Genomic DNA, 25138 nt, shown 5'->3' on the forward strand with positions numbered 1-25138 from the left:
CGCCGGGGGCTCCACCGCCCACGTGGCCGTCCGGCCCGCCGTGGCCCGGCCTGCCGACGGCCCCGGGGGCGTGCCGGGCGTGGCCTGGGCCGCCGCCGGACGGTGCGTGGTCCCGGGTGGCGGGCAGCAGCCCCAGCGTCTCCCGGTAGCGGAGCATGCGGGGCGAGGTCCCGAGCCGCCGTGCGGCCTCCGTGATGCGCATGCTCCAATTCTGACAAATCTGTGTCAGAAAGTCCTCCCCGGCCGTGCCTCGGCCCGGGGTCCGCCCGTAGACTCGCGGGCGGACGCCGTCCCCCGCCTCCCCGCCGGTCCACCCGGACCGGCCGGCCGGCGCGATCGTCCCGCGACCGCGGCACGACCGGCCGGGGCCAGGATGGGGAGCCGGTGTCCGACCCAGCGGGCCGCCTCGCGGGCCGAACGGACCGACCAGATCCGACCGAACCGAGCCGACCGGACCGGCCGACGAGACCGGGACGACCACGCCGGACCAAGGAGCAACGTAAGCATGGACTACAAGGTCGCCGACCTTTCGCTGGCCGACTTCGGGCGCAAGGAGATCCGGCTCGCCGAGCACGAGATGCCCGGTCTGATGGCGGTGCGCGGGGAGTACTCGGCCGCCAAGCCGCTGCGCGGGGCGAAGATCATGGGCTCGCTGCACATGACGATCCAGACCGCGGTCCTGATCGAGACGCTGGTGGAGCTCGGCGCCGACGTCCGCTGGGTGTCCTGCAACATCTTCTCCACCCAGGACCACGCCGCCGCGGCGGTCGTCGTGGGCAAGGACGGCACCGTGGAGAACCCGCGGGGCGTCCCCGTGTTCGCCTGGAAGGGCGAGACGCTGGAGGAGTACTGGTGGTGCACCGACCAGGCCCTCCGGTGGCCCGACGGCACCGGCCCGAACATGATCCTCGACGACGGCGGTGACGCGACGCTGCTCGTCCACAAGGGCGCCGAGTACGAGAAGGCCGGCGCCGTGCCGGCCGCGACCGCCGAGGACCCGGAGGAGTGGGGGATCATCCTCGACACCCTCCGCCGCACGATCGCCGACGCGCCCGGCCGCTGGACCGAGACCGCCGCCGCGATCAAGGGCGTCACCGAGGAGACCACGACCGGCGTGCACCGTCTCTACGAGATGCACAAGGCCGGCACGCTCGCCTTCCCGGCGATCAACGTCAACGACTCGGTCACCAAGTCCAAGTTCGACAACAAGTACGGCTGCCGCCACTCGGTCATCGACGGCCTGAACCGCGCCACCGACGTCCTCATCGGCGGCAAGGTCGCGGTGGTCTGCGGCTACGGCGACGTCGGCAAGGGCTGCGCTGACGCGCTGCGCGGCCAGGGCGCCCGCGTGATCGTCACCGAGATCGACCCGATCTGCGCGCTGCAGGCCGCGATGGACGGCTTCCAGGTCACCACCCTGGACGAGGTCGTCGGCAGCGCCGACATCTTCGTCACCACCACCGGCAACTTCAACATCATCACGGCCGACCACATGGGCCGGATGAAGCACCAGGCGATCGTGTCCAACATCGGGCACTTCGACAACGAGATCGACATGGCCGGCCTCGCCAAGGTCGAGGGCATCGAGAAGATCGAGATCAAGCCGCAGGTCGCCGAGTGGCGGTTCGCGGACGGCCACTCGATCATCGTCCTGGCCGAGGGTCGTCTCATGAACCTGGGCTGCGCCACCGGCCACCCGTCGTTCGTGATGTCCAACTCCTTCACCAACCAGGTCATCGCGCAGATCGAGCTGTTCACCAAGACCGAGGAGTACCCGCTCGGCGTGTACGTGCTGCCGAAGCACCTGGACGAGAAGGTCGCGCGCCTGCACCTGGACGCGCTCGGCGTCAAGCTGACCGAGCTGACCAAGGAGCAGGCCGCCTACATCGGCGTCCACGTGGAGGGCCCCTACAAGCCGGACCACTACCGCTACTGATCACCTGTAGCGTTCGAACCGCCGCACGGCCCCCCGGGGTCGTGCGGCGGTTCGTTCCTTGAAGGGGGGCAGATGAGCGACATCGCCGACGTTTCGCTCGCGTACGAGGGCGTCAAGCGCATCGAGTGGGCCGACCGGAGCATGCCCGTGCTCCGGCAGATCCGGGAGCGCTTCGCCGCCGAGCGGCCGCTGGACGGACTGCGGGTCGCCGCGTGCATGCACGTCACCACCGAGACCGCCGGGCTCATCCGCACCCTCCAGGCGGGCGGCGCGAGCGTCGCGCTCGCCGCGTCCAACCCGCTGTCCACCCAGGACGACACGGCCGCCGCGCTCGTCCAGGAGTACGGCGCGGAGGTCTTCGCCCGCGCGGGGACGGACCGGGAGGGCTACTACGCCCACATCCACGAGGTCCTCGAAACGGGGCCCGACTTCGTCCTGGACGACGGTTGCGACCTCGTCAACACCCTCCACACCGACCGGACGGATCTGCTCGGCACCGTGAAGGCGGGCTGCGAGCAGACCACGACGGGCGTCATCCGCCTTCACCAGATGGCCCTGGAGGGCGCCCTGCGCTTCCCCGTCGTCGCGGTGAACGACACCGACACCAAGCACATGTTCGACAACCGCTACGGGACGGGACAGTCCACCCTCGACGGCATCATCCGCGCCACCAACACCCTCCTGGCCGGCAAGACCGTCGTCATCGCGGGCTTCGGCTTCTGCGGCCGCGGCCTCGCCGAGCGCGCCCGCGGGCTCGGCGCCCGCGTCGTGGTCACCGAGATCGACCCGGTGAAGGCGCTGGACGCCGCGCTGCAGGGCTTCGCCGTCCAGCCGATGGCCGAGGCCGCCCCGCACGGCGACGTCTTCATCACCGTCACCGGCAACCGCGACGTGGTGAACGCCGGCCACCTCGCGGTGATGAAGGACGGCGCCATCCTCGCCAACTCCGGGCACTTCGACGTGGAGATCGACGTCCGCGCCCTGAGCGAGCTCGCCGTCGAGGTGCACCGCGTCCGGCACCAGGCCGACGAGTACGTCCTGGCGGACGGCCGCCGTCTCGTCCTGCTGGCGGAGGGCCGCCTGGTCAACCTCGCGGCCGCCGAGGGCCATCCCGCCGCCGTGATGGACATGTCCTTCGCCGACCAGGCCCTCACCTGCGCCTGGCTCGCGACCGCCCACACGACCCTGCCCCCGGCCGTGCACGACGTCCCGAAGGAGATCGACACCGAGGTCGCGCGGCTCAAGCTCGCGTCGATGTCGGTCTCGATCGACCTCCTGACCGCGGAGCAGGAGGAGTACCTCCACTCCTGGCGCCTGGGCTCCTGAGGGCGCGCGGATTCATGCCGACCGGTATCTACGTCCACACCGATGGCGGCCTGGAGGAGCGCTTCCAGTGCGCTCCCGGCCCCGGCGGCTGGCGCTATGCCTCCCAGCGGTCCGACAACGTCCGGACGGATCTGGTCGTGGACTCCCGCTGGCGCCAGATCCGCGCCGAGCTGGTCACCTCCGAATGGTGGATCCGTGGTGGAGTCACCGGACCCGAACTCGCCTGGGTACGCGCCGCCGGTGAAACGGGAACCGAACATCACGAGAACGCTTTCGGCTTCCTGGCCGACTCGCCCGCCTTCCTCATCGCCGTCGCCCGCTCGCTGCACCTCGAAGAGAGGCACCAGGCGGACATCCGGCTCGTTCACCTGACCTTCCCGTCCCTGGCGGCCATGACGACGCTGTGGCGCTGGCGTCTGGCCGAGGTCTCGGTCCACGAGACCGAGACGGGGCCGCTGCCCGTCCAGCACTACGAGGTCACCGACCTGGCCACCGGCGAGGTCAGCGAAGTGCATCTCTCCGGAGATGTGATCCTCTCCGCCCCCGGCATTGAACTGACCGCTCTGGAGTCCCCGCCCAACTTCCTGGCCTGACGTTTTCGGTCTGGCCAGAAAAGGGCACACCTTGTCGATCAAGACCCCTGCGGCGGAGTCGCGGCCCCTTTATGATCATGAACTCGGCCGAAAAGGGGGATCTTGTGAGACATGCATGGGTGCACGGCGGCATCGGGCTCGCCGTGGCGGTGGCGCTGGTGGGCTGTTCCGCCAACGCCGAGGTCGGCGGGAATCGGGTCGCGAACGTCACGAGCCAGGGCGGTGCGGCGAAGAAGGCTCCCGGCCGGCTCGGCGAGCGGCTGCGGGCGGCCATGGACGAGCTCCGCTTCCAGGACGTCCTCGACACGAACCCACCGAGCGCGGCTCAGATCCGGTCCGTCCAGAACCCGGTGGACAAGGAGGCGAACCTGCGGGTGCCGCCCCACACGGTGGCCGCGCCCAAGCCGATCGTCCAGCAGCCGCAGCTGGACGCGACCATCATCGAGCTGGACAAGAAGAAGCGGCCCGTAGCGTCCGGCACCGTCCTGATGAGCCCGCTCTACCAGCACGGCGTCGTGGTCCCGGTGGACGGCAACCTGTCCACCAAGAGCGTGCGCTGGCGCCAGTGGGACGACGCGGGCTGGTACCGCGACAAGGGGAAGGGCACCCTTGACGTGGTCCCGGGCAGGGAGAACGCGCCCATCGATCACATGCTCAACTACCCCGCGTCGGTCCTGAAGCTGATGGTCAACTTCGGTGTCCTGCGCCTGGTGGACCAGGGCAAGGTCAAGCTGGACGACACCTACTCCTACGCCCCGACCACGACGAGTTCGCTCTGTGGCGGGGCCAGCGCGAAGACCGTCCGCCAGTACATGGACGACTCGCTCACCTGGTCGTCGAACGCCGCGTCCTGCGCGCTGGTGAAGCTGCTGCACGACAACAACGCGGTCGATCCGCTGAACCAGACCTTCCAGGACCTCGGCCTGGAGACGCTCCAGCTCAAGGGCACCAACCCGGTCAACGGCGGACGCTGGTCGAACTCGGTCACGATGAGCTCGCTCGACACCGCCAAGCTCCTGACCCTCATCGACGGCGCGCCCGGCCGGGTCTGGAAGGACCCCCGCGGCAAGGCCGTGACCAGCGCCGTCCTGAGCCCCGCGTCGCGGAGGTTCTTCCGGTCCGAGCTGTCCCAGCAGGGCTTCAACGACATGCTGTCGTCGGTGAATCGGTGCGGCGGCGACTACCCCGCGCCCGGCCTCCCCAACGCCGCTCCGTCCCGCTGGGTCGACGCGGACGGCACGGTGACGGTGATGGGCAACAAGTTCGGCCGCGACGTCCGGCCCTGCAACACGAAGGCCGAGGTCACGTTCGCGCACAAGACCGGCTGGGTGAACAACACCGGCGCCGACGCGGGCATCGTGCGGGCGCTGCCCGGCAAGGGCGGCCGCAGCTACGTGATCGTCGTCTTCTCCAACCTCGGCACGCAGTACGTCGACGAGGGACGCCCCGCGACGCCGGCGGGAATCTTCCCGTACACCTTCACCGAGAAGTTCGCGAAACTGGGCCGCATCCTGGACAACCAGGAGAAGCTGCGGAAATAACCCGGGAGGGAACGGCATAACGACCGTCCTCCCACACGCTCCTCTCGCCGGCCCCTAACAGCGGGCGGCGGGAATAACCGGTGGCCGCCGTCATGTGACGGCGGCCATCGCGTTCGGTCGGGACGATCGGCTCCCGATGCGGGTTCTCCGGCCGTTGACAGGGCCTCGAAATTTCACATCTCCTTTGATTGGGTCTGGAGATCGGGCCCTGTACCTCCCCGTGAGTAAGGCTCCGACCTGGTCTCCCATCCCGCGCGCCACGGGAGCGATGCGAGATGGTCCATGGTCAAAGCCCAAATCGAAGGCCATTGTAAAAAGCTCGTCCAGCGGTCATCGTGACGGCACCGAGAACGCTCATGGACCTCCCTTGCGGAACCCCCGCGGCGTGCCCCCTGCGCGCAGATCCGAATGGCAGGTACCCGTCAATGGCCAGACCCAGCAGAATGCTCTCCCTCATCGCCGCGGCGTCGGCGTTCGCCGTGGCCGCGGCCCTTTCCGGCACGGCCGGCGCGGCCGAGCCGAGCCCCTCCGAGGGCTCCCAGCGGTACGTGGTCACCGGGCCGAAGACCGCCGCGCAGCGCAGTCAGGTCGCGAGCACCGGGGCGGCGATCGACGCCGTCCGGGGCGGCGCCGTGGAGGTCAGCGCGATCCCGTCCGAGGTGAGGGCGATCAAGCGCTTCGGCTTCACCGTGCGCCGGGCCCCGGCCGAGCCGGCGCCCGGCCCGAGCGCGTCGGCGGCGTCCTACCACACGTTCGCCGAGATGCAGCAGGAGGTGGACTCGGTCACCGCCGCCTACCCGCAGATCACGCGGAAGTTCGTCGTGGGCAAGTCCTACGAGGGCCGCGACATCATCGGCATCAAGATCAGCGACAACGTGGGGACGGACGAGAACGAGCCCGAGGTGCTCGTCATCGCGAACATCCACGCGCGGGAGCGGCTGACCGCCGAGCAGGCGCTCGACTACCTCGGGCAGCTCACCAAGGGCTACGGGACCGACAGCACGGTCACGAACCTGGTGAACAACCGGGAGATCTACCTGATGCCGATGGTCAACCCGGACGGCCAGGTCTACGACATGACGAGCGACACCCAGCCGGGACGGTCGTGGCGCAAGAACCGCCAGCCGAACCCGACCTCGACCGGGACCGACCTGAACCGCAACTTCGCCTACAAGTGGGGTTGCTGCAACGGCTCGTCCACGAGCGGAGCCAGCGAGACCTACCGGGGCACCGGGCCCGAGTCGGCGACCGAGACGAAGGTCATCGCCAACTTCGTCCGGAGCCGGAAGGTGAACGGCAAGCAGCAGCTCAAGATGTTCCTGGACATCCACTCGTACTCGGAACTGGTGCTGTGGCCGTTCGGCTTCACCTACAACGACACCGTCCCGGGCGCCCTGGACGCCGATCAGGAGGCCGCCCACCGCAAGATCGGGCAGGAGATGGCGGCCATCAACGGGTTCCGGCCCGAGCAGTCGAGCGACCTGTACATCACCGACGGGACGACCGACGACTGGACGTGGGGCGACCAGCGCATCTTCTCCTACACGTTCGAGCTGGGCGGTAACAGCTTCTACCCGCCGCCGTCGGCCATCGAACGCGAGATCGCGCGGAGCCGGGGCGCGCTGCTGAAGCTGACCGACTACGCCGACTGCCCGTACCGGGCGATCGGCAAGCAGGACCAGTACTGCGCGGCCTAACGGGACGCCACCGCGTGGTCTGACGGCCCCTGGACACCCAGTCCAGGGGCCGGTTCCCGTCCTCGGGGGAGGATCAGGACCCGTCCGGCGGCCCTGGGGGCGCGGACGGCCCTGCCGGGTACGGGCCACGGGGATACGGGACCGGGCGCGGGCCCGGAGCGCCCGCCTGGGGATTAGGGAACATGCCCTGGTAGGGGCCGGCCCCATAGTTCTGGGGCGGAAGGAAACGCGGCTGGCCGGGGCCAGGGGTGCTGAACGGCGGCGGAGCCGGAGGGCCCTGCCGCACGGGATGGCCGAGGGGAGCGCCGGCCATGACGGGGACGGGACCCGGTTGCGGCTCGGCAGGCCGTCCGGCGCGGCGCAGGCGGGCGGCGCGGCGCTGGGCCAGGCGCCACTCCTCGCGGTGCCGCCGCTCGGCGAGGACGGCCGACAGGAGGATCTCGGGGCGCACGCCCGGAGGAGGCGGCGGGCTGACCGCGGCCACCACCTGGTCGGTGATGCGCTGGCCCAGGGAGTCGCGCACCTCCGGCAGCAGCTCCCAGAACCGCGACAGGTACTGCCGCGCGGTCATCGCCAGTTCGTCGGACAGCATCGACAGCTCCAGCGTCCTGGCCCACCCGGCCAGGTGCGGCGGCATCACCGCGACGGGGCCGAACACGGACGTCGGCACCCGCTCCTGGATGACGATCGTTCCGGCGAACAGGTCGCCGAGCCGCTTCCCGCGCCCGCTGCAGAACGACGCGACGAGGGCGGGGGCGCTGAAGAACGTCCAGAACTCGATGAACCCGGCCAGCGCGCGCACCAGCGCCTGCCGGAAGCGGATGGGCCCGCCGTCGTCGCCGACGACGCGCAGCCCCACCGCCATCTTCCCCAGGGTGCGCCCGCGCGACAGCGTCTCGAAGGCGCACGGGTAGCCGACGATGACGGCGACCATCGCGAGCACCGACAGGCCCGCCGCCCACGCCTCGTCCGCCACGAGGGTCGTCATCGCCGTCACGTACAGGGCGATGTTGAGGATCACCACCTGTAGGAGCAGGTCCAGGAGCAGGGCGCAGCCGCGGCTGGCCAGCCGCGCGACCCGGATGTCGAGCGCGACGGCCTCGCCGGTGACGAGTTCGGCCATGTCCTGTTCCTCCAATGCCGGGGCGCGTCCATTTTGCCGGTCCGGCGGGCCCACACGTTAGTCTCACCCGGGTGGACGTCGACGCCTACGTGGCCGCGCACAACGCCGACTGGCAGCGCCTGGAGCGGCTGGTCAACCGCGGGCGCAAGCTGACCGGCACGGAGATCGACGAACTGGTCGAGCTGTACCAGCGGACGGCCACCCACCTGTCGGTGGTGCGCTCCAGCTCACCCGACCCGCAGCTCGTAGGGCGCCTGTCGTCGCTGGTCGCGCGCGCGAGGGCGGCCGTGGCCGGGGCCCAGGCGCCGCTGTGGCGGGACGTCACCCGGTTCGCGACGGTGTCGTTCCCCGCGGCCGCCTACCGCATGCGGTGGTGGTGGCTGGGGAGCGCGGTCCTCGGCAACCTGCTCGCGCTCGCGCTCGCCATCTGGATCGTCCACAGCCCGGACGTGCAGGCGAGCATCGGGACGCCTGACGAGATCCGCGAACTGGTCGACCACGACTTCGCCAACTACTACACCGAGCACTCGGCGGCGTCGTTCGCGTTCCACGTGTGGCTGAACAACGCGTGGGTGTCGGCGGTGGCGCTCATCTTCGGGATCCTGCTCGGAATCCCCACGGTCTGGGTGCTGCTGCAGAACCAGATCAACCTGGGGGTGACCGGCGGCCTGATGGTCGCCTCCGGCAAGGGCACCGTCTTCTTCGGCCTGATCCTGCCGCACGGCCTGCTGGAGCTCACCGCCGTGTACCTCGCCTGCGCGGGCGGGCTGAAGATGGGCTGGACGGTCATCGATCCGGGGCGCCGCAAGCGCGGCCAGGCGCTCGCCGAAGAGGGGCGCTCGGCCGTCAGCGTCGCGATCGGGCTGGTGGCCGTGCTGCTGGTGTCGGGCCTCATCGAGGGGTTCGTGACCGGCTGGGTGCACACCACCTGGCTGCGGATCGGCATCGGCGTGGTCGCCGAGGCCGCCTTCCTCGGCTACATCGTCGTGCTCGGCCGCCGCGCCACCCGCCGCGGCGAGACGGGCGACGCCGAGCTCCGGCCGGATCTGGCTCCCGTCGCGGGCTGAGTCCGCCGCCCCGCCGCCCAGCGCCGCCCGCGGCGCCGAGCGGCGCCTCAGCGGGCTCGGCGGGTCTCGGCCGTCCCGGGCCGCTCTCACGTCACGCGAGGCGTTCAGCGTCCGGCTGAGCGCCTCGTGGCGCGCCCTCGCCCGGCCGGCCCGCCCCCGGATCCCCTTCAGAGACGGCCGGCGGCCTTGAGGGCCAGGTAGGCGTCCGCGAGCGCCGGGGCGATTTCCCCGGGCGGCGCGTCCACGACCTCGACGCCGTGCGTGCGCAGCTCGGCGGTGAGGCGGCGGCGCTCGGCGCGGGCCCGCTCGGCCGAGGCCGCGTCGTACACCGACGCGAGGTCGCCCCGCCCGGCCGCCATCTCGCCGACCCGCGGGTCCGCCACCGCGGCGATCATCACGAGGTGGCGGGCGGTGAGCCGGGGCAGCAGCGGCAGCAGCCCCTCCTCGATGGCGGCCGTGTTGAGCTCGGTCAGCAGGACGACCAGGCAGCGCTGCCGGACCCGCGCCATCAGCGTCGACACCATCCCGGCGGCGTCGCACTCCAGCAGCTCGGGGTCCAGCGGCGCCATGGCGTGCACCATCGCCGGCAGCAGGTCGGTACGGGACGCGCCCTCGACGCGGGCGCGGACACGGCGGTCGTAGGCGAGCAGGTCGACCCGGTCCCCGGCGCGGGACGCGAGGGCCCCGAGCAGGAGCGCCGCGTCCATGGAGCAGTCGAGGCGGGGGATGTCGCCCACGCGTCCCGCGGACGTGCGGCCCGTGTCGAGCACGAGGTAGATGCGCCGGTCGCGTTCGGGTCGCCAGGTCCGGACGACGACGTCCGCGCGGCGCGCGGTGGCCCGCCAGTCGATGGAGCGGACGTCGTCGCCGTCCACGTACTCGCGCAACGAGTCGAACTCGGTGCCCTGCCCCCGGATCAGCGCTACGTGCTGCCCGGTCAGCTCGCGCAGGCGGGCCAGCTTCGCCGGCAGGTGACGGCGCGACGGGAACGCCGGCAGCGCGCGGACCGTCCAGGGCGCGGGACGGGAGAGCTGCCGCGCGGCCAGCCCGAGCGGTCCCACGGACCGCACCACGACGGTGATCGCGTTCCGGTCGCCGCGCCGGGTCGGGGTCAGCGTCATCTCCACCCGGCGGCGCTCGCCCGAAGGGACGTCCACCGTCACCGTGCGCGGCGCGGCACCGGCGCTCGGGGGCCAGACGTCGCGTAGGCGGGCCTTGAGCCGGCGCCTGCCGAGGTTCTCCACGACCAGCGCCACCCGGGCCGTCTCACCGAGCCGGACACTGGTGTCCCCGGTCCGGTGCAGGCGCAGCGCGCGCACGTTCCCGGCCAGGGCGAGGTCGGCGGCGACGCCGAGGAGAAGGACCCCCCACAGCGCGAGCAGCGTCCACCAGCTCGGCAGGAACAGCGGCGTCACCGCGCCGAGCAGCGCCAGGAGCCCGAGGCGTCCGGTCAGCGCCATCAGCGCGGGGCGGGGACGTGGGCGAGGATGCCCTCCAGCACGCCGTCGGCGGTCGCGCCCTCCAGCTCCGCCTCGGGCCGCAGCTGCACCCGGTGACGGAGCGTGGGACGGGCCAGCGCCTTCACGTCGTCCGGCGTGACGTAGTCGCGGCCGGACAGCCAGGCCCAGGCCCGCGAGGTCGCCAGCAGGGCCGTCGCGCCGCGGGGGGACACGCCGAGCTGGAGCGAGGGGGACTGGCGGGTGGCGCGGCACAGGTCCACGACGTACGCGGCGACCTTGGGGTCCAGGTGGACGGCCCGGACGGCGGCGCGTCCCGCGGCCAGCTCGGCGGCGCCCGCGACGGGACGCACCTCCGACAGGTCGCGCGGGTCGAAACCGGCCGCGTGCCGCTGCAGCATGGCGATCTCTTCGTCGCGGGTGGGCACGGGCACGGTCAGCTTCACCAGGAACCGGTCGAGCTGGGCCTCGGGCAAGGGGTAGGTGCCCTCGTACTCGATGGGGTTCTGCGTCGCGCACACCACGAACGGGTCGGGCAGGGGACGGGGCAGCCCCTCCACGGAGACCTGTCGCTCCTCCATGGCCTCCAGAAGGGACGCCTGGGTCTTCGGCGGGGTGCGGTTGATCTCGTCGGCGAGCAGGAGGTTGGTGAAGACGGGCCCTTCGCGGAAGTCGAACTCCGCGGTCCTGTTGTCGTACACCAGCGAACCGGTCACGTCACCGGGCATCAGGTCGGGGGTGAACTGGACGCGCTTGAAGTCCAGGTCGAGCGCCCGCGACAGCGTCTTGATGAGCAGCGTCTTCGCGGTCCCCGGGACGCCTTCGAGCAGCACGTGGCCGCGGCAGAGAAGCGCGATGACGAGCCCGGTCACCACCGAGTCCTGCCCCACGACGGTCTTGGCCACCTCGCCGCGCAGCGCGGTCAGGGCCTTCCTGGCGATCTCGGCCTGCTGCCGGACCTCCTCAGGGATCCGCCCCGCCTCCGGTGGGGTGTCCTGGGGCAGGCCGGACGGCGCGTCCGGTGCGCCGGCGGGGGGGCCAACAGGGTGGTTCACGACTCGCGTACCTGCCTTTCCAGGGCGTCGAGGACGTCGGTGAGGGCGATGAGGCCCGCGTCGTCCGCGGGTTCAGGACCGTACAGGGCGGCGCCTACCGCCGCCTCTTCGTCATCAGTGCGCAGGGTGACGGCGGCGACGATCTCATGCATGGCCGCCGGGTCCTGCGCGCTCGCCCGCGGCAGGCCCAGCAGGGGGACGATGCGTTCGCGCGCCCCCGCGCGCAGGGCGTCGGCGGCCCGGTCCCGGGCGCGGGCCGCGCGGTACAGGCGGGCCCGGCCCTCCACCGTCTCGGCGGACCGCACGACGACCGGCAGCGCCTCGGCCACGACCGGGCCCAGCCTGCGGCCCCGCCACAGCGCCACCAGCAGGACGGCGACCACCAGTTCGAAGAAGAACAGCCACACCCCGAACGGGACCATGTCGAAGATCGTCCTGTCGCCGTGCTCCGTGCCGGCGGCGGGCTTGTCGGGGATCAGCCACACGACGGAGGAGCGGGCTCCGGCGAGGTTCATGGCGAGGGAGGCGTTGCCCTCCTCCGCGAGATGCTCGTTGGTGAGGAAGGCGGCCGTGCCCAGGATCGTGACGGTCCGGCCGGCCGACCGGGTCTGCACCAGGCGCGGCCACTCGCCCGCCCGGTAGCACGCGGTGGCGTTCGCCGGGGCCTCGAAGGTCTGCGCCTCCCCGAAGGTGACGCGTCCCGCGACCGTCGCGGCCTGGAGGCCGCACCCGGGTTCCGCCGTCCTGTCGAAGCTCGGGCCCGCGTTCCGCACCTCGGGGGCCAGCGCGTCCAGCGCGTCCCGTCCGGGACGGACGAGCAGGAGGTCGCCCTGGGCTTCGCGCAGCCGGTCGAGGTCGTCGGAGGTGAGCCTCTCGGAGCGGGTCACCACCAAGACGGTGCCGGGAAGGGCCGCCGCTGTGGCCTGCCCCGCGTTCCGGGCGACGGTGATCGGGGTCCCACGCTGCTTGAGGATTTCGGCGAGGGCGCGTGCGCCGTCCTTCTTCGGGGAGGTGGGGTCGAGTTCCTCTGGCGAGCCCGAGGGGCGGAGCGCCGCCAACCCCACGGCGATGACCACCATGAGCAGGAGCGCGCCCACGACACCGCGTGCAGACCGCCAGCGTCGCCCGGCGACCTGCCTGGCCGACGGCTCCGCCTTCCCCTCCCCGCCGGCTCCAGCGCCCGCACCGGCGCTCTGGGCCGGGGCCCGGGTCACCATCGTGGGCCCCCGTCCTCCTCGGCCCCGGCCGCCGCGCCCACGCCGGCCGGGGTCAGGCCGTCGGGCTCCAGCGGTTTCGGCCTGGCCGCCTGCATCCGCTCATCCAGATCCTTGACCTGGGCGTATCCCTCGGACGTGCCGGGCCGGTCGCCGTACCAGACGTCGTCGAAGACGCGCACGCCCACGCTCAGCGCGGCCGCCAGCGCGGGCACCGCCACCGAGGCCTCCGCCGCCAGCTCGTCGGCGGTGCGACCCGGCCGCGGCGCGAGGACGGCGCGCTCCTCCAGGTCGCGGGCGACGGCGCGCAGCCGTTCCCGGATCGCCTCGGCCCACTGCCCGGCCGCGGCGAGCCGCTCGGCGGCCTCCCGGTGGTCGAGCGCGGTGGAGGGCTCCTCGCCCAGCAGCGCCTCCGTGCGCGAGCGCGGGTTCCCGCGGCCCCACATGAGCCATACGACCACGGCCACCGCCACGATCGCGACGACGGCGATGACGAGCAGCGATACCCAGCCGCCGTCGTTGCCGTGCGCGTTCGGCTGGGCCGCCTTGTCGAAGAGATCGCGGAGCCAGTCGGAGAAGCGGTCCCAGGCGCGCTCCAGCCAGGACGGCTTGTCGCGCTGGTAGACCTGCTTGTCCAGCTCCCGCCGGGCCATGTCGCGCGCCTCGTCGCGACCGACCGGGTCCAGCATGAGGGCCACGCCGCTCACCGCGCTCCTCACCGGCCCACCCCGTTCCCCGGCCGTGCGGTCACCGGACCCGGCCGCCAGAGTTCGATGAAGCCCGTCCCCGCCGCGCCGGGCCCCGCCTCTCCCAGCGCGGACACGGCCGCCGCGGACCGTCCCCGGGTGCGCAGGTCGAGATCGAGCCCCTCGCGGCGCATCCGCCGGTCCATGTACAGCAGGGCGATCACGCCCGCGTCGAACGGCAGCACCACGGACCAGCTCACGATGCGCCCGATCGTGTCCAGAGCCAGGGCGGCCACGGCCGCACCGCCGTCCGGGTGGGCGCCGAAGAACAGGAACTGCACGACCAGGAACGGGATGCGCAGGGCGAAGAACCCCATGAACACCGTCACCAGGAGGGCCAGCAGGAGCGTTCCGCAGGTGCGCAGCCAGCGCCCCCGGGAGAGCGTCCGGGCTCGGCGCAGCGCACCGAAGACGGTCTGCCTCTCCAAGACGACGGCGGGCACCGCCTGGACCAGGAGGATGTACAGCCACACCATCAGCGCGACGCCGATGGGAAAGCCCAGGATCGCCGTCATCACTTCTAGCGCGGGATGGGCGTCCGCGGCCACGAGCAAGAAGAACGGGACGGTGGGCAGGAGCAGCGCGATCAGCGACGTCCCCATGACCACGGCCGCGGTGGCGGCGAGACGGCCCAGCCTGGGGCGCGCGTCCCGCCACGCCTGGCCGGGCGGGATCGGAAGTCCCATCAGCTCGCGCCCGAGAATAGGGGCGATCAACCCCGACATGAGCAGGATCCCGTACGCCGACAGCACGAGCCCGATGACGGCGAGCGTGGCCTGAGCCCCGAGGGACTTCATCACCATGCCGGGTGTGACCTCGTCCCGGGCGTCGTCTCCGATGAAGAAGTAGGCCACGATCGAACTCGTCACCTGCAGGACGGTGCTGACGGTGAACGCCAGGCCCAGCGTCGTGCGCGGGCGGCGGCGGACGCCGGCGATGGCGCCGTCCAGCATCTCCGAGATGGACATGGGGCGGAACGGGACGTCGCTGTCCACGTCGTCGTCCCAGCCGTCCGGTCCCGGCATCTCGGCTCCCTGCGATGTCTGGCGGGGGTCTCCGGCGCGTTCGCCCCGGCCGGGCACCTCCGCGTCCGGGTCCGTTCCCAGGTGCGGCGGGCCGTCCCCTGGCGGCCACCGGTCAGGTCATCCTGTCACGGGTGGGCCGCCGCGAACGCCGTCACCGCCCCGGTCGGACGAAGACCACCGAACCCGGTCAACCTGGCGTAGGTCTCGGGAGTCCCCATTGACAGCCCGGCCGGTCGAATCCGGCCGTTTGTATAAGGACCGCATAAGGCGACGGCATGCGCGGATGCGTGCCCGAGGCCGCCGGCCCGACGCCAGGAGGAGTCATGTACGAGGCAAACGCGGGTAACCTTGCACGCCAAGGCATATCTCTCCCTGGCGAGGTGGGGCAGGAGCGACTCACCCCACTCCACCGAACCCCTACTTTGTGACGATGAGGGCCATGAGAGGACGAGTACTGGTCGTCGACGACGATCTCGCTCTCGCCGAGATGCTCGGCATCGTGCTGAGGGGCGAGGGTTTCGAGCCCTCGTTCGTGCACGACGGCGACAAGGCGCTCGAGGCGTTCCGGGAGACCCGGCCGGACCTCGTGCTGCTCGACCTGATGCTGCCGGGGGCCGACGGGATCGACGTGTGCCGGCAGATCCGCGCCGAGTCGGGCGTCCCGATCGTCATGCTCACGGCCAAGAGCGACACGGTGGACGTGGTCCTCGGCCTGGAGTCGGGTGCCGACGACTACATCGTCAAGCCCTTCAAGCCGAAGGAACTCGTCGCACGGGTGCGCGCGCGCCTGCGCCGTACGGACGAACCGGCCCCCGAGACCCTGCAGATAGGGGACATCACCATCGATGTCGCCGGGCACTCGGTCAAGCGCGGCGACAAGCACATCCCGCTCACCCCGCTGGAGTTCGACCTCCTGGTCGCGCTGGCCCGCAAGCCGCGCCAGGTGTTCACCCGCGAGGTGCTGCTGGAACAGGTCTGGGGCTACCGCCACGCCGCCGACACGCGGCTCGTGAACGTCCACGTGCAGCGGCTCCGCGCCAAGATCGAGAAGGATCCGGAGCGGCCGGAGATCGTCGTCACCGTGCGCGGCGTCGGCTACAAGGCCGGTCCCGCCTGACCGGGCGCCCGGAGCCCCTCGTGACCCCCGGAACGGCCCGCCGATGACCCTCTCGCCGACCACACCGCCCCCGCCCTCGCCTCCGTCGCCACCCGGGCCGGTGGCGACGGGAGGGCCGGTGACGCTGCCGTGAACCTGCACATGGATCGGGCCAAGCGCCTCGTCCGGCGCGGGCTCGGCGCCGTCCGGCGGGTCGTGCGCGGGGTCGCGCGCCGCGGCTACAAGCGCTGGCGGCGTTCCATCCAGGTCCGCATCGTCACCTCCACGCTCTGCATCTCGGCGATCGTGGTGGCGATCCTGGGGGCGTTCCTCATGCAGCAGGTGTCGTCCGCCCTCATGGACGGCAAGGTCAAGGCGGCCCGGCTCCAGCTGGACGACGGGCTCGCCCAGGTACAGCGCGACCTGGGGAACACCACCACCGAGGACGGGGACCGGCTGAGCGCGACCGCCGACCGGCTGAAGTCGCGCAGCGGCCCCTCCGGCCTGTACGAGGTCTACATCCGCGACACTTCCGAGAAGTACTTCGGCGGGTACGCCACCAACGAGCTCCGCCAGGAAAGCGTCCCGCGGCGGCTGCGGGAGGAACTCCAGCACGCACCGACCGGTTCACGGGCCTACACCTACGGCAGGCTCACCTACGTCGACGGCGGCGCGCCCGAACGCGGCCTCATCGTGGGCGGCAGGACCGGTCAGTTCGAGCTGTACTACCTGTTCCCGCTGGACGAGGAGCAGCGGACCCTGACCAACGTGGGCCGCTCCATGGCCGGCGTGGGAATCGTCCTGGTACTTCTTCTGGCCGCGATCGCCTCACTGGTCACCCGGCAGGTCGTCATCCCGGTCAGGCTGGCCGCCCAAGGAGCGCAACGGCTCGCCGCGGGGCGGCTGGAGGAACGGATGCGCGTCAGGGGAGAGGACGACCTGGCCCGCCTCGCCCGCTCCTTCAACGACATGGCCGCCAACCTCCAGGAGAAGATCGGCGAGCTCGAGGACCTCTCCCAGGTGCAGCGCCAGTTCGTGTCGGACGTCTCCCACGAGCTCCGCACGCCGCTGACCACCATCAGGATCGCCGCCGACATGCTCTACGAGCATCGCGACACCTTCGGCGACCCGGCCGTCGGACGGTCCGCGGAGCTGCTGCAGAGCCAGCTCGAACGGTTCGAGTCCCTCCTGGCCGACCTGCTGGAGATCAGCCGTCACGACGCGGGCGCCGCGACCCTGGACGCCGAGTCGCTCGACATGCGCGACCTCGTCCTGCGCAGCGTGGGCGACATCCAGGGCCTCGCCGAACGCAAGGGCAGCAAGGTCGTCCTGCAACTTCCGGGGGAGCCGTGCATGGCCGAGGTCGACCGCCGCAGGGTCGAGCGCATCATGCGCAACCTGCTCGTCAACGCCGTCGAGCACGGGGAGGGCGAGGACATCGTGGTCTCCGTCGGCGCCGACCGTGACGCGGTGGCGGTCGCTGTCCGCGACCACGGTGTCGGGCTGAAGGCAGGGGAGGGGCAGATGGTCTTCGACCGCTTCTGGCGCGCCGACCCCGCGCGCGCCCGCACCACGGGAGGCACCGGCCTGGGCCTGTCGATCTCCCGGGAGGACGCGCAGCTGCACGGCGGCTGGCTCCAGGCATGGGGCGAACCCGGCGCCGGCTCCCAGTTCCGCTTGTCCCTGCCCCGCGTCGCCGGGGCCGAGCTCCGGGGGTCACCGCTCCCGCTCGTCCCACCAGGAGCGGGTGACGCACGGCCCCTCTTCGCGGAGCTGGAGGCAGGAGAGTGACCAGGACGCTGAACAGGACGCGTAACAGGTCGCGGGCGGCCCACCCGACGCCCCCGCGCGCGCCCCGCGCGCGACATGCCCGCCGCGTCCGGCCCGCGCTGGCGGCCGCCGCCGCGCTCACCCTCTGCGCCGCCGGCTGCGCGAACGTGCCCAGCGGCGGCCAGGTGATCACCGGGCGGCCCGCCGAGCGGGCCGAGCGGGTCGACGACCCCTACGTCCGGCTCATTCCCGTCCCGCCGCGCCCCAGCTGGGGTCCCGAGGAGATCGTCTCCGGTTTCCTGGCCGCCTCCGCGAGCTTCGACGACGACCACAAGGTCGCCAAGCAGTATCTCGACGTCCAGAACTCCTGGAAGCCCGGGATGCGCCCCTACGTCACCGTCCTGCAGAACCGCATCCTCGATCCGCACGTGGTCAAGTCGTCCGGAGGCGAGGCCACCGTGCGCGTGACCGGGACCCAGCTCGGCACGATCAGCACCGACGGCCAGTACACGGCCGCGCCCAAGGACCTGGAGGCGACCTTCCAGCTCGCGCGGACCCCGCAGGGGACGTGGCGCATCACCAACCTGCCCGGCGAGGAGAAGTCGGGGCTGCTGCTCACCAAGGACGACGTGCAACGTGCCATGCACACCGTCAACCTGTACTTCTTCGCGCCCGACCAGCGCACCCTCGTCCCCAACGGGATCTTCCTGCCGGTGGTGAACCGCGAGACCCTGTCCGCCCGGCTCGTCCGGGCGCTCCTGGCCGGGCCGACGTCCTGGCTGCACGGCGCCGTCGAGAGCGCCTTCCCGGAGGGCACGGGCCTGCGCGGCGTCTCCATCGACAAGGACGTCGCCGTCGTCGACCTCACCAGGCAGGCCCGGGGCGGCAGCGTCGAGCGCATGTCCGCGCAGCTCGCCTGGACCCTGCGCCAGATGTCGGAGATCAAGCAGTTCCGGCTGCGGATCGACGGGGAGACCACCGCCCCGGCCGGCATGGACGCGACGCAGCCGGTCGGCGGATGGGCGGGCAACTCGCCCGACGGGCAGAACCCCTCGCAGCTGGCGAACCAGAACGCCTACGTCGCCGGCCCGTCCCGCTTCCTCGGCACCCTCGCGGGAGACCACGCCCAGCCCGTCGTGACGGGCGCCGCGGGACGCCTCTCCCACCCGGTCGTCGCCCCCGACTACCGTGAGCTCGCCGGGCTGAACGACAAGGGCGACCAGGTCTTCACGGCCGCCCCCGTCACCGGCGCCCCCGGCGTCCGGCCGCTGCTGACCGCGCACCGCGGCGCCCGCTTCACGGCCCCCTCCTGGAGCCGGGACGGCACCCTGTGGACCGTGGAGAGCAAGGCCGACGAGTCCTGGCTCTGGGTGCGCCCGCGCGGGGAACGGCCCGTCCTCGCCGCCCACTGGGGACTCGGCGGACGTCAGGTCCTCGCCTTCCGCGTCGCCCGCGACAGCGTCCGCGCGGCCGTCATCGTCAAGCTCGACAACCGCCCTCAGGTCCAGATCGGCCGTATCGCCCACGCCCAGGACGGCTCCCTGGACGTCGGCTCCTTCCTGCCGGTCAGCTCCGAGATGGAGGACGCGATAGACCTGGCCTGGCGCGACTACCAGACCTTCGCGATCCTCGGCCGAGCCAAGCACGACTCCCGCTCGCTGCCCTACCTCATGCCGGTCAGCGGCGCCCCCATCAGCTCCCTGGGCGTCGGTGCCCTCGGCGAGCCCCGCACGATCGCCGCGGCGCCCGGCGCGCCCGTCCTCATCGGTACCCGCAGCGCCGAGAAGGACAGCGTCTGCCGCCAGCGCACCGCCGACAAGTCCTACAGCGAGTGGATCTGCCCGACCGCGGCGAAGGACCCGAGCTACCCCGGCTGAGCCGGCCCCGCGCCGCGTCGTCCACAGGGCGGACCGGCCCGCGGGCCGAGTTATCCACAGTTCGAGGAAAGGATGCCGGCGGCCGGGCGCGGCGGGCATCGTCATGGCCATGAGCCTCTTCGACGATCTGATCGAGCTGATCCTTCCCACCCGCTGCGCCGGCTGCGGCCGCGAGCACACCCCGCTGTGCGTCGCCTGCGCCGGGCCGCTCCAGGCGTCCGCGCGCCTCCTCCCGGCTTCCGGGCGGACGCCGCACACTCTGACGCCGCACACCCGGACGCCTCGCACCTGGACGGTCGCGACCTACGAGGGCCCCGTCCGCACGCTCCTGGCCGCCTACAAGGAACGCGGCCGCACATCCTTAGTGGTCCCACTGGGTGAAGCGCTCGCCAGAGCCGTCCAGGCGTCTCTTGAGGGATCTTCCGCCCCAAGCCCCGCCACCCTTACCCAACCCAGCGTCGACACCTCGCCCACGCTCCCCGAAGCCGTCCCAGGCGCATCCCCAGGCGGCATGCCTCCCCCGCTCACCGACGCTCTCCCGACGGCATCGCCCGGCCCGTCCTCAGGTGGCCCGCACGGTCCTCCCGGCCCACAACCTCAGATCCGCAGAGTCTCCCCGGCCGTATCGCGACAAACCGTCCCGGCCACCTCGTCCGGTGCCGTCCCGGCCATCCGGACTGGGGCGCCTCTTGATCTTCCTCGCGGTGCTCCTACGGAGTCCGTCTCCGGCGTGAGCAGTGATCGTGCGTCCGGTGAACTGCCCGTTGCACGGTCCAAGCCCCCTCGCCCGTCCGCCTCCCCGGGGATCGCTTCGGAGGCTTCACCGGCCCTTTCCGAGACCCGGGCCGAAGGCGTGCCCCAAGCCCTGGGCGGTGGGCATGCTGATGGCTCGCCGGGGGCCGGCGAGAAGGGCTCCGGCTTGCCGCCCCGGCTGCGCGCCCGCTCGGGCGGCTTCGGGGGAGGCCGGCCACCCGTGGCGGCGTCCAGACGGGGGCCACCGCGTGCTTTATCGGCCGAGCCCGGGGTGCTGGTGGTGGGTGTGCCCTCGGCCCGCAGAGCGACCCGCCGGCGGGGGCACGATCCTCTGAGGGGGATGATCGACGTCGCCGTCGAGATCCTGCGGGCGGACGGCATCGACGTGTCGGCGGTGACCGGGCTGCGCCAGCGCAGGCGGGTGGCCGACCAGGCAGCGCTCACGATGGCGCAGCGGGCCGCCAACCTGGCCGGTGCCCTTGAGGCCGTCCCGGAGCGGGTCCGGGACCGGAGGGTCGTCCTGGCCGACGACGTGATCACCACCGGCGCGTCGCTGGCCGAGGCGGCGCGGGCGCTGCGCTCGGCCGGCGCCGAGGTGGTCGCCGCCGCCACCGTCGCGGCGACGCCCCTGCGCCGATCGCGTTGATCTCTTTCGCGCTCCCTCGCCGGAGCGGCGATCAATGACCATACGTAGCCACGGCGACGGCGGACCCGGTCGACCGCGGTGGAGAAATGGGGTGATGTGAGTCACATGGGGATCGCGGTGCGTCATGGGCATGCAGAGCGTCCCTAAACTCACCGGCCGGTCAGGTCGATCTGACCTGGGCGTCGGGAGTGCCGGGCGGGCGCCGAAACCGCCTCCGGGAGGGGCGCCCGGTGGAATGTGATGAGCGTCGCCCGGCGCCCGTGCGGCCCTGCCCAGGCCACCGGCGATGACGGTCCGTGAGTTTTTCCTTGGTTCACCCCCCTGACATTCGTGGCGTAAGGGGTTAGCGTTCCTGACATGGCACCCGCCCGGGTCCGTGGTTGCGTCGGATCGCAGTGCTCGTCAGGAGCACGGAAGGCGGTCCGGCTAGCCGATGCCAGGCGCAGGCGAAACGGCCCACGTAAGGCGACTTCTCGTCGACCGATCACGGTGCGCCTTAGAGGTAAGTCCTGCCCCGTCGAAGGATCCGACATCCTTCGAACCGGGAGAAGGGCAGTAGTGGCGAGAGCGCCGCGAGCCCCTCAGCAGGCGGATGTGGGGACGAAGACCAGGTCGGCCGGGCGGGTGCGACCCACCGAGCTGTGGTGGTCGGCCGGGGCGGACAGGAGCCCCGGACGGACGGCAATCGCAACCGGGAGAAGGGGGTCCCGCGTGGACATCATCGTGAGGGGCCGGCACACCGAGGTCAACGACAGGTTCCGCCAGCACGTCGACAACAAGCTGGCCAAGATCGAGCGGCTTAATCAGAAGGTCATCCGGGTGGACGTGGAGGTGTCCGAGGAACGTAACCCACGGCTGGCCGACCAGCGCGAACGAGTGGAGCTCACGATCCGCTCCCGCGGCCCGGTGATCCGGGCGGAGGCCGCGGCCGACGACCGGTACGGCGCCCTCGACCTGGCGCTCGGCAAGCTCGAGTCGCGGCTGCGCCGCGACGGCGAGCGGCGCAAGGCCCACGGTGGCAAGGCCCGCGCCAAGCCCGTCGTCACCGAGCCGCTCCTGGAACCGGAGCCGGCGCGCACGCCCCGGGAGACCCCCGCGGCGCCGGCCGGGGAGCGCCCCGGCACCGTCGAGCGGGAGACCCCCGCCGACGAGCACCTCGTCCCGATCCCCATGGAGGGCGACGGCCCCATCGTCGTCCGCGAGAAATTCCACGAGGCCGAGCCGATGGGCATCGAGCAGGCCCTTCTGGAGATGGAGCTCGTGGGACACGACTTCTACCTCTACCGCGACAAGGCCACGGGCCACCCCTCGGTGGTCTACCGGAGGCGAGGCTGGGACTACGGAGTCATCAGGCTCGTCGAAGAGTGATGCGCCACTCGCGTCACGTCACGGCCCCGAACGTGTAATGATCTAAACGGCGTACCAGCCGATCCGCGGACGCGGTGGTCCGGGCGACCGGGTACGTGCCGAGCCCCGCGCGGGCTCGTCCGGCCGGTCCCCGCGTCACCCGCCCACCGCTCCGCGGCGGCGTCCGCCCGGCCCGGACGTCCCGGGCCCGCGGCGACCCCGCCCCGGGAACCTCCCGAGGCTCAGATCAGTTCACCCGGAAGGACCTCTCCACCCAGGCCCCGACACACCGCACACCCGATCCGTACCGCCTGGCCGGTCCATCCGAGCGAACACGGGCCGGCGTCCACCCCGCCGAAGGCGAGCCGGCCCCGAACACCACCCCGGGGCCCGAGCGCCGCGAGGTCACGAACGCCGGTCCGCCCGTCGACTTCCTGAAGCAGCCCCGACTATCACCACCCTCGCACCCTCCGGGTCGCGCAAGGCTGGAAGCACCCCACGACAAGCACCATGAACCAGACCCCGGAACACCGTGCTCTGCCCGGGACGAAGCGGGCCGGGCGGCCCGAGCCTGGGTCGATCACGCTCTGGCCGCGGTTTCGGGTGCGCGATATCCGGTACCGCCCGGATACACAGACCACTCCGGTAAGTGAGAATCTCGACCCGCGACCGGTAGTGCCCCAGCCCCACCGGACCGCCACCAACGTGGACGCCCCATCGTCCGGCCCCACCCACGCGAACCCGACGACGCCCCACGAGGAGCCCACGCCGTCTCACACCGCCCCCGCGACGATCCCGGCGGCGGAGCCCCAAGAGCCACCCGACGAAGCCCCCGACCGCCGCCGGAAGCCCCACGACACCGCCGCGAACCAAGCCACCGGCTCCCACCCCCACCCGAGAGCGCACCCACGCCCCCGACGCTTCCCCACCCCCTCCAACAGCCCCCTGAGCCCGCCCCAGCCAAGCGAAGAGCACCCGAAGTGCTCGGGGGTGGCTGGCCGCCACGGGGACGCGCCAGTGCGCCGTGTCGGTCCCTGGCTCCACTCAGGTGCGGGAGCGCTGTTGTGCCCGTGGTGTTTTCCGACCTCCTCTAACGCCCCCCTGAGCCCGCCTCAGTCAAGCGAAGAGCACCTGAGGTGCTGCGAAGTGTCAGGCCGCCACGGGGACGCACCGGTGTGGCGTGTCGGTCCCTGGGGCCGTTCTGGAGCGGGAGTGCTTTCGCGGCCTCGGTGGTTCCCTGGCTGTTCGTGCACGGGACTGCCGTCGGTCAGATGGCTCGCTTGCGGCTGGGCCGGTCACGGCGTGCAGGTGGTGGCCGACGGGCGAGTGTCGGGCTCTGGAGGGTTCTGGCTTTGTGACGGTGGGGGCCCGGGTGCCGTGGCCTGGGGCCGTCTCTGTGCGGAAGTGATCTCGGGTGTGGGGAGTTCTCCTTCCAATGCCTGCTCTGGTCGTGGTGCGTGTGGGGCTGTGACGGGGCCTGAGGCGTCTCGCTGCCGTGAGGTCGTGGTCGAGCGAGGTGTTGGGAGCTCGGGGCGTTCGCGGGCTACCGGGCGGCGTGCCCGTGGGCCGGGCGGTCGTGGCGTGTGGGCGGGTTTGGGGCGTGGGGCTTTGGTGGGGGCCGGTGGCTCTGCCGGGGCTCGTTGTCGGGTGGGGCGGGTGTGGAGCGGGTTCGGGGCCGGGAGCCGTGTGCGTGCTGAGGCTTGGGCTTGGGCGACTTCGTTTGGCGGTGACGGTGGTGCGTGCGTGCGCGCGCCGCGTGGGCGGGCGAAGATGCATGGACAGGTTTGGACGGCGAGACCGGCGGTGGCGTCGGGCACGTTAGGGAAGCAGGAACCCGGGGACGTCCCCGGGCCGCAGGAACCCGGGCTGAAACCCGGGGCAGGACCCGGAGCGGTGCCGGGGCCCGGTGGGACGACCACCGGGGTTCCGCGGCGGTTCTGGGAGCACGGCACCCCGGTGAGGTCCGTGGGTGCGTGCGCCCGTGAGCATCCGGGGTCGTCCCCGGGACCGAACCCTCCGGTAGGACCAGATCACTGACAGTGAAGGGGGGAAGCGGCGTCTCCTCCACGCCGCGACTCAGGTGAGCGAGAAACCCGAGGCTCGCGGCGCCGCGGCCGTGCCCCGTCAGGGCGGGGCCGGTGCGGCTCCCGCCGGCCGGGAAGCGACGGGGCCGCCCGGCGCGGCGGATCCGATCCGCGTACTGATCGTCGACGACCACGCGCTGTTCCGCCGTGGCCTGGAGATGGTCCTGCAGGGCGAGGACGACATCGAGGTCATCGGTGAGGGCGGCGACGGGCACGAGGCCGTCGAGATGGCCGGCGACCTGCTGCCCGACGTCGTCCTGATGGACATCAGGATGCCGCGCCGCAGCGGCATCGAGGCGTGCACGGCCATCAAGGACGCGGCGCCCAGCGCCAAGATCGTCATGCTGACCATCAGCGACGAGGAGGAGGACCTCTTCGAGGCGATCAAGGCGGGGGCGAGCGGCTACCTGCTCAAGGAGATATCGATCGACGAGGTGCCGCAGGCCGTCCGCGCCGTGCACGGCGGCCAGTCGCTGATCAGCCCATCGATGGCGTCCAAGCTCATCACCGAGTTCGCCGCGCTCGCCAAGCGCAGCGAGGAGCGCACGCAGCAGGTCCCCGCGCCGCGCCTCACCGAGCGCGAGATGGAGGTCCTGAGGCTCGTCGCGCGCGGCCTCGGCAACCGGGAGATCGCCCGGGAGCTGTTCATCTCCGAGAACACGGTGAAGAACCACGTCCGCAACATCCTGGAGAAGCTGCAACTCCACTCGCGGATGGAGGCCGTCGTGTACGCCGTCCGCGAGAAACTCCTGGAGATCACCTGACTCGGCACCGGCAATCCCGCT

The 25138-nt window shown here is 72.0% G+C and carries 19 protein-coding genes; 12 read left to right on the forward strand and 7 right to left on the reverse strand.

Features of this window, described 5'->3' with window-relative positions:
* On the reverse strand, positions 1-202 hold a 202-nt coding region (locus E1291_RS43925; RefSeq protein ID WP_242614136.1), incomplete at its 3' end, for a MerR family transcriptional regulator.
* 303 nt (positions 203-505) lie between these two features.
* On the opposite strand from E1291_RS43925, the gene ahcY (E1291_RS14170) reads away from it, so the two are divergent.
* The 5 genes from ahcY (E1291_RS14170) (at position 506) to E1291_RS14195 (ending at position 7093) form a co-directional block, all read left to right on the forward strand.
* A complete protein-coding gene (gene ahcY, locus E1291_RS14170) occupies positions 506-1936 on the forward strand; it encodes an adenosylhomocysteinase (protein ID WP_131738255.1) in 1431 nt (476 codons plus the stop codon).
* Between the two features lie 72 nt (positions 1937-2008).
* The gene (gene ahcY / locus E1291_RS14175; RefSeq protein ID WP_131738256.1) at positions 2009-3262 is read left to right on the forward strand and encodes an adenosylhomocysteinase; all 1254 of its coding nucleotides are present in this window, start codon (positions 2009-2011) and stop codon (positions 3260-3262) included.
* A gap of 14 nt (positions 3263-3276) precedes the next feature.
* Positions 3277-3855: a hypothetical protein gene (locus E1291_RS41945; protein ID WP_165495109.1), complete on the forward strand. Its 579-nt coding sequence runs from the start codon at positions 3277-3279 to the stop codon at positions 3853-3855.
* Between the two features lie 104 nt (positions 3856-3959).
* Complete coding sequence (locus E1291_RS14190) at positions 3960-5396, forward strand: serine hydrolase (protein ID WP_207400733.1); 1437 nt, start codon at positions 3960-3962, stop codon at positions 5394-5396.
* Between the two features lie 443 nt (positions 5397-5839).
* Positions 5840-7093: a M14 family metallopeptidase gene (locus tag E1291_RS14195; RefSeq protein ID WP_242614137.1), complete on the forward strand. Its 1254-nt coding sequence runs from the start codon at positions 5840-5842 to the stop codon at positions 7091-7093.
* 73 nt (positions 7094-7166) lie between these two features.
* Here E1291_RS14195 and E1291_RS14200 read toward each other — a convergent pair whose 3' ends face one another.
* Positions 7167-8216: an RDD family protein gene (locus tag E1291_RS14200; RefSeq protein WP_131738261.1), complete on the reverse strand. Its 1050-nt coding sequence runs from the start codon at positions 8214-8216 to the stop codon at positions 7167-7169.
* Positions 8217-8287: 71 nt separating this feature from the next.
* On the opposite strand from E1291_RS14200, the gene E1291_RS14205 reads away from it, so the two are divergent.
* Positions 8288-9283 carry a stage II sporulation protein M gene (locus E1291_RS14205; protein WP_131738262.1) on the forward strand — a complete coding sequence of 332 codons (996 nt, stop codon included), beginning with the start codon at positions 8288-8290 and terminating at the stop codon, positions 9281-9283.
* A 167-nt stretch (positions 9284-9450) separates the two neighbouring features.
* Here the strand turns inward: E1291_RS14205 and E1291_RS14210 are convergent, their stop codons facing one another.
* From E1291_RS14210 to E1291_RS14230, 5 genes are all read right to left on the reverse strand, one after another.
* Positions 9451-10743: a DUF58 domain-containing protein gene (locus tag E1291_RS14210; protein WP_131738263.1), complete on the reverse strand. Its 1293-nt coding sequence runs from the start codon at positions 10741-10743 to the stop codon at positions 9451-9453.
* Entirely contained in the window at positions 10743-11711 is a 969-nt protein-coding gene (locus E1291_RS14215; protein ID WP_131738281.1) for an AAA family ATPase, read from the reverse strand. The genes E1291_RS14210 and E1291_RS14215 overlap by 1 nt, the downstream gene beginning before the upstream one ends.
* 80 nt (positions 11712-11791) lie before the next feature.
* Positions 11792-12892, reverse strand: a complete 1101-nt coding sequence (locus E1291_RS14220) for a DUF4350 domain-containing protein (RefSeq protein ID WP_242614138.1) — start codon at positions 12890-12892, stop codon at positions 11792-11794.
* Positions 12893-13005: 113 nt separating this feature from the next.
* Positions 13006-13716 (reverse strand): DUF4129 domain-containing protein, encoded by a 711-nt coding sequence (locus E1291_RS14225; RefSeq protein ID WP_242614139.1) that lies wholly within the window; start codon positions 13714-13716, stop codon positions 13006-13008.
* Between the two features lie 8 nt (positions 13717-13724).
* Complete coding sequence (locus E1291_RS14230; protein ID WP_131738265.1) at positions 13725-14780, reverse strand: hypothetical protein; 1056 nt, start codon at positions 14778-14780, stop codon at positions 13725-13727.
* A 439-nt stretch (positions 14781-15219) separates the two neighbouring features.
* Here E1291_RS14230 and mtrA point away from each other — a divergent pair, with 439 nt between their 5' ends.
* From mtrA to E1291_RS14260, 6 genes are all read left to right on the forward strand, one after another.
* Positions 15220-15897: an MtrAB system response regulator MtrA gene (gene mtrA, locus E1291_RS14235; RefSeq protein ID WP_067453668.1), complete on the forward strand. Its 678-nt coding sequence runs from the start codon at positions 15220-15222 to the stop codon at positions 15895-15897.
* 141 nt (positions 15898-16038) lie between these two features.
* On the forward strand, positions 16039-17667 hold the full coding sequence (gene mtrB / locus E1291_RS14240; protein ID WP_131738283.1) for an MtrAB system histidine kinase MtrB: 1629 nt from the start codon (positions 16039-16041) through the stop codon (positions 17665-17667).
* Positions 17664-19523 (forward strand): LpqB family beta-propeller domain-containing protein, encoded by a 1860-nt coding sequence (locus E1291_RS14245; protein ID WP_242614140.1) that lies wholly within the window; start codon positions 17664-17666, stop codon positions 19521-19523. The genes mtrB and E1291_RS14245 overlap by 4 nt, the downstream gene beginning before the upstream one ends.
* A gap of 1093 nt (positions 19524-20616) precedes the next feature.
* A complete protein-coding gene (locus E1291_RS41950; protein WP_165495110.1) occupies positions 20617-20922 on the forward strand; it encodes a ComF family protein in 306 nt (101 codons plus the stop codon).
* A 711-nt stretch (positions 20923-21633) separates the two neighbouring features.
* The gene (hpf, locus tag E1291_RS14255) at positions 21634-22290 is read left to right on the forward strand and encodes a ribosome hibernation-promoting factor, HPF/YfiA family (RefSeq protein WP_131738267.1); all 657 of its coding nucleotides are present in this window, start codon (positions 21634-21636) and stop codon (positions 22288-22290) included.
* A 2059-nt stretch (positions 22291-24349) separates the two neighbouring features.
* Positions 24350-25117, forward strand: coding sequence for a response regulator (locus E1291_RS14260; RefSeq protein ID WP_242614141.1), 768 nt, complete (start codon positions 24350-24352; stop codon positions 25115-25117).
* Positions 25118-25138: the final 21 nt, after the last annotated feature.

The sequence above is a fragment of the Actinomadura roseirufa genome (assembly GCF_900659635.1).
In the GTDB taxonomy this organism is placed as follows: domain Bacteria; phylum Actinomycetota; class Actinomycetes; order Streptosporangiales; family Streptosporangiaceae; genus Spirillospora; species Spirillospora roseirufa.

Bases quoted from the DNA above. Each gene is read 5' to 3' on its own strand.
- ahcY (WP_131738255.1), top strand. From the start codon at position 506: ATGGACTACAAGGTCGCCGACCTTTCGCTGGCCGACTTCGGGCGCAAG.
- ahcY (WP_131738256.1), top strand. From the start codon at position 2,009: ATGAGCGACATCGCCGACGTTTCGCTCGCGTACGAGGGCGTCAAGCGC.
- E1291_RS41945 (WP_165495109.1), top strand. From the start codon at position 3,277: ATGCCGACCGGTATCTACGTCCACACCGATGGCGGCCTGGAGGAGCGC.
- E1291_RS14195 (WP_242614137.1), top strand. From the start codon at position 5,840: ATGCTCTCCCTCATCGCCGCGGCGTCGGCGTTCGCCGTGGCCGCGGCC.
- E1291_RS14200 (WP_131738261.1), bottom strand. From the start codon at position 8,216: ATGGCCGAACTCGTCACCGGCGAGGCCGTCGCGCTCGACATCCGGGTC.
- E1291_RS14210 (WP_131738263.1), bottom strand. From the start codon at position 10,743: ATGGCGCTGACCGGACGCCTCGGGCTCCTGGCGCTGCTCGGCGCGGTG.
- E1291_RS14230 (WP_131738265.1), bottom strand. From the start codon at position 14,780: ATGCCGGGACCGGACGGCTGGGACGACGACGTGGACAGCGACGTCCCG.
- mtrA (WP_067453668.1), top strand. From the start codon at position 15,220: ATGAGAGGACGAGTACTGGTCGTCGACGACGATCTCGCTCTCGCCGAG.
- mtrB (WP_131738283.1), top strand. From the start codon at position 16,039: ATGGATCGGGCCAAGCGCCTCGTCCGGCGCGGGCTCGGCGCCGTCCGG.
- E1291_RS41950 (WP_165495110.1), top strand. From the start codon at position 20,617: ATGATCGACGTCGCCGTCGAGATCCTGCGGGCGGACGGCATCGACGTG.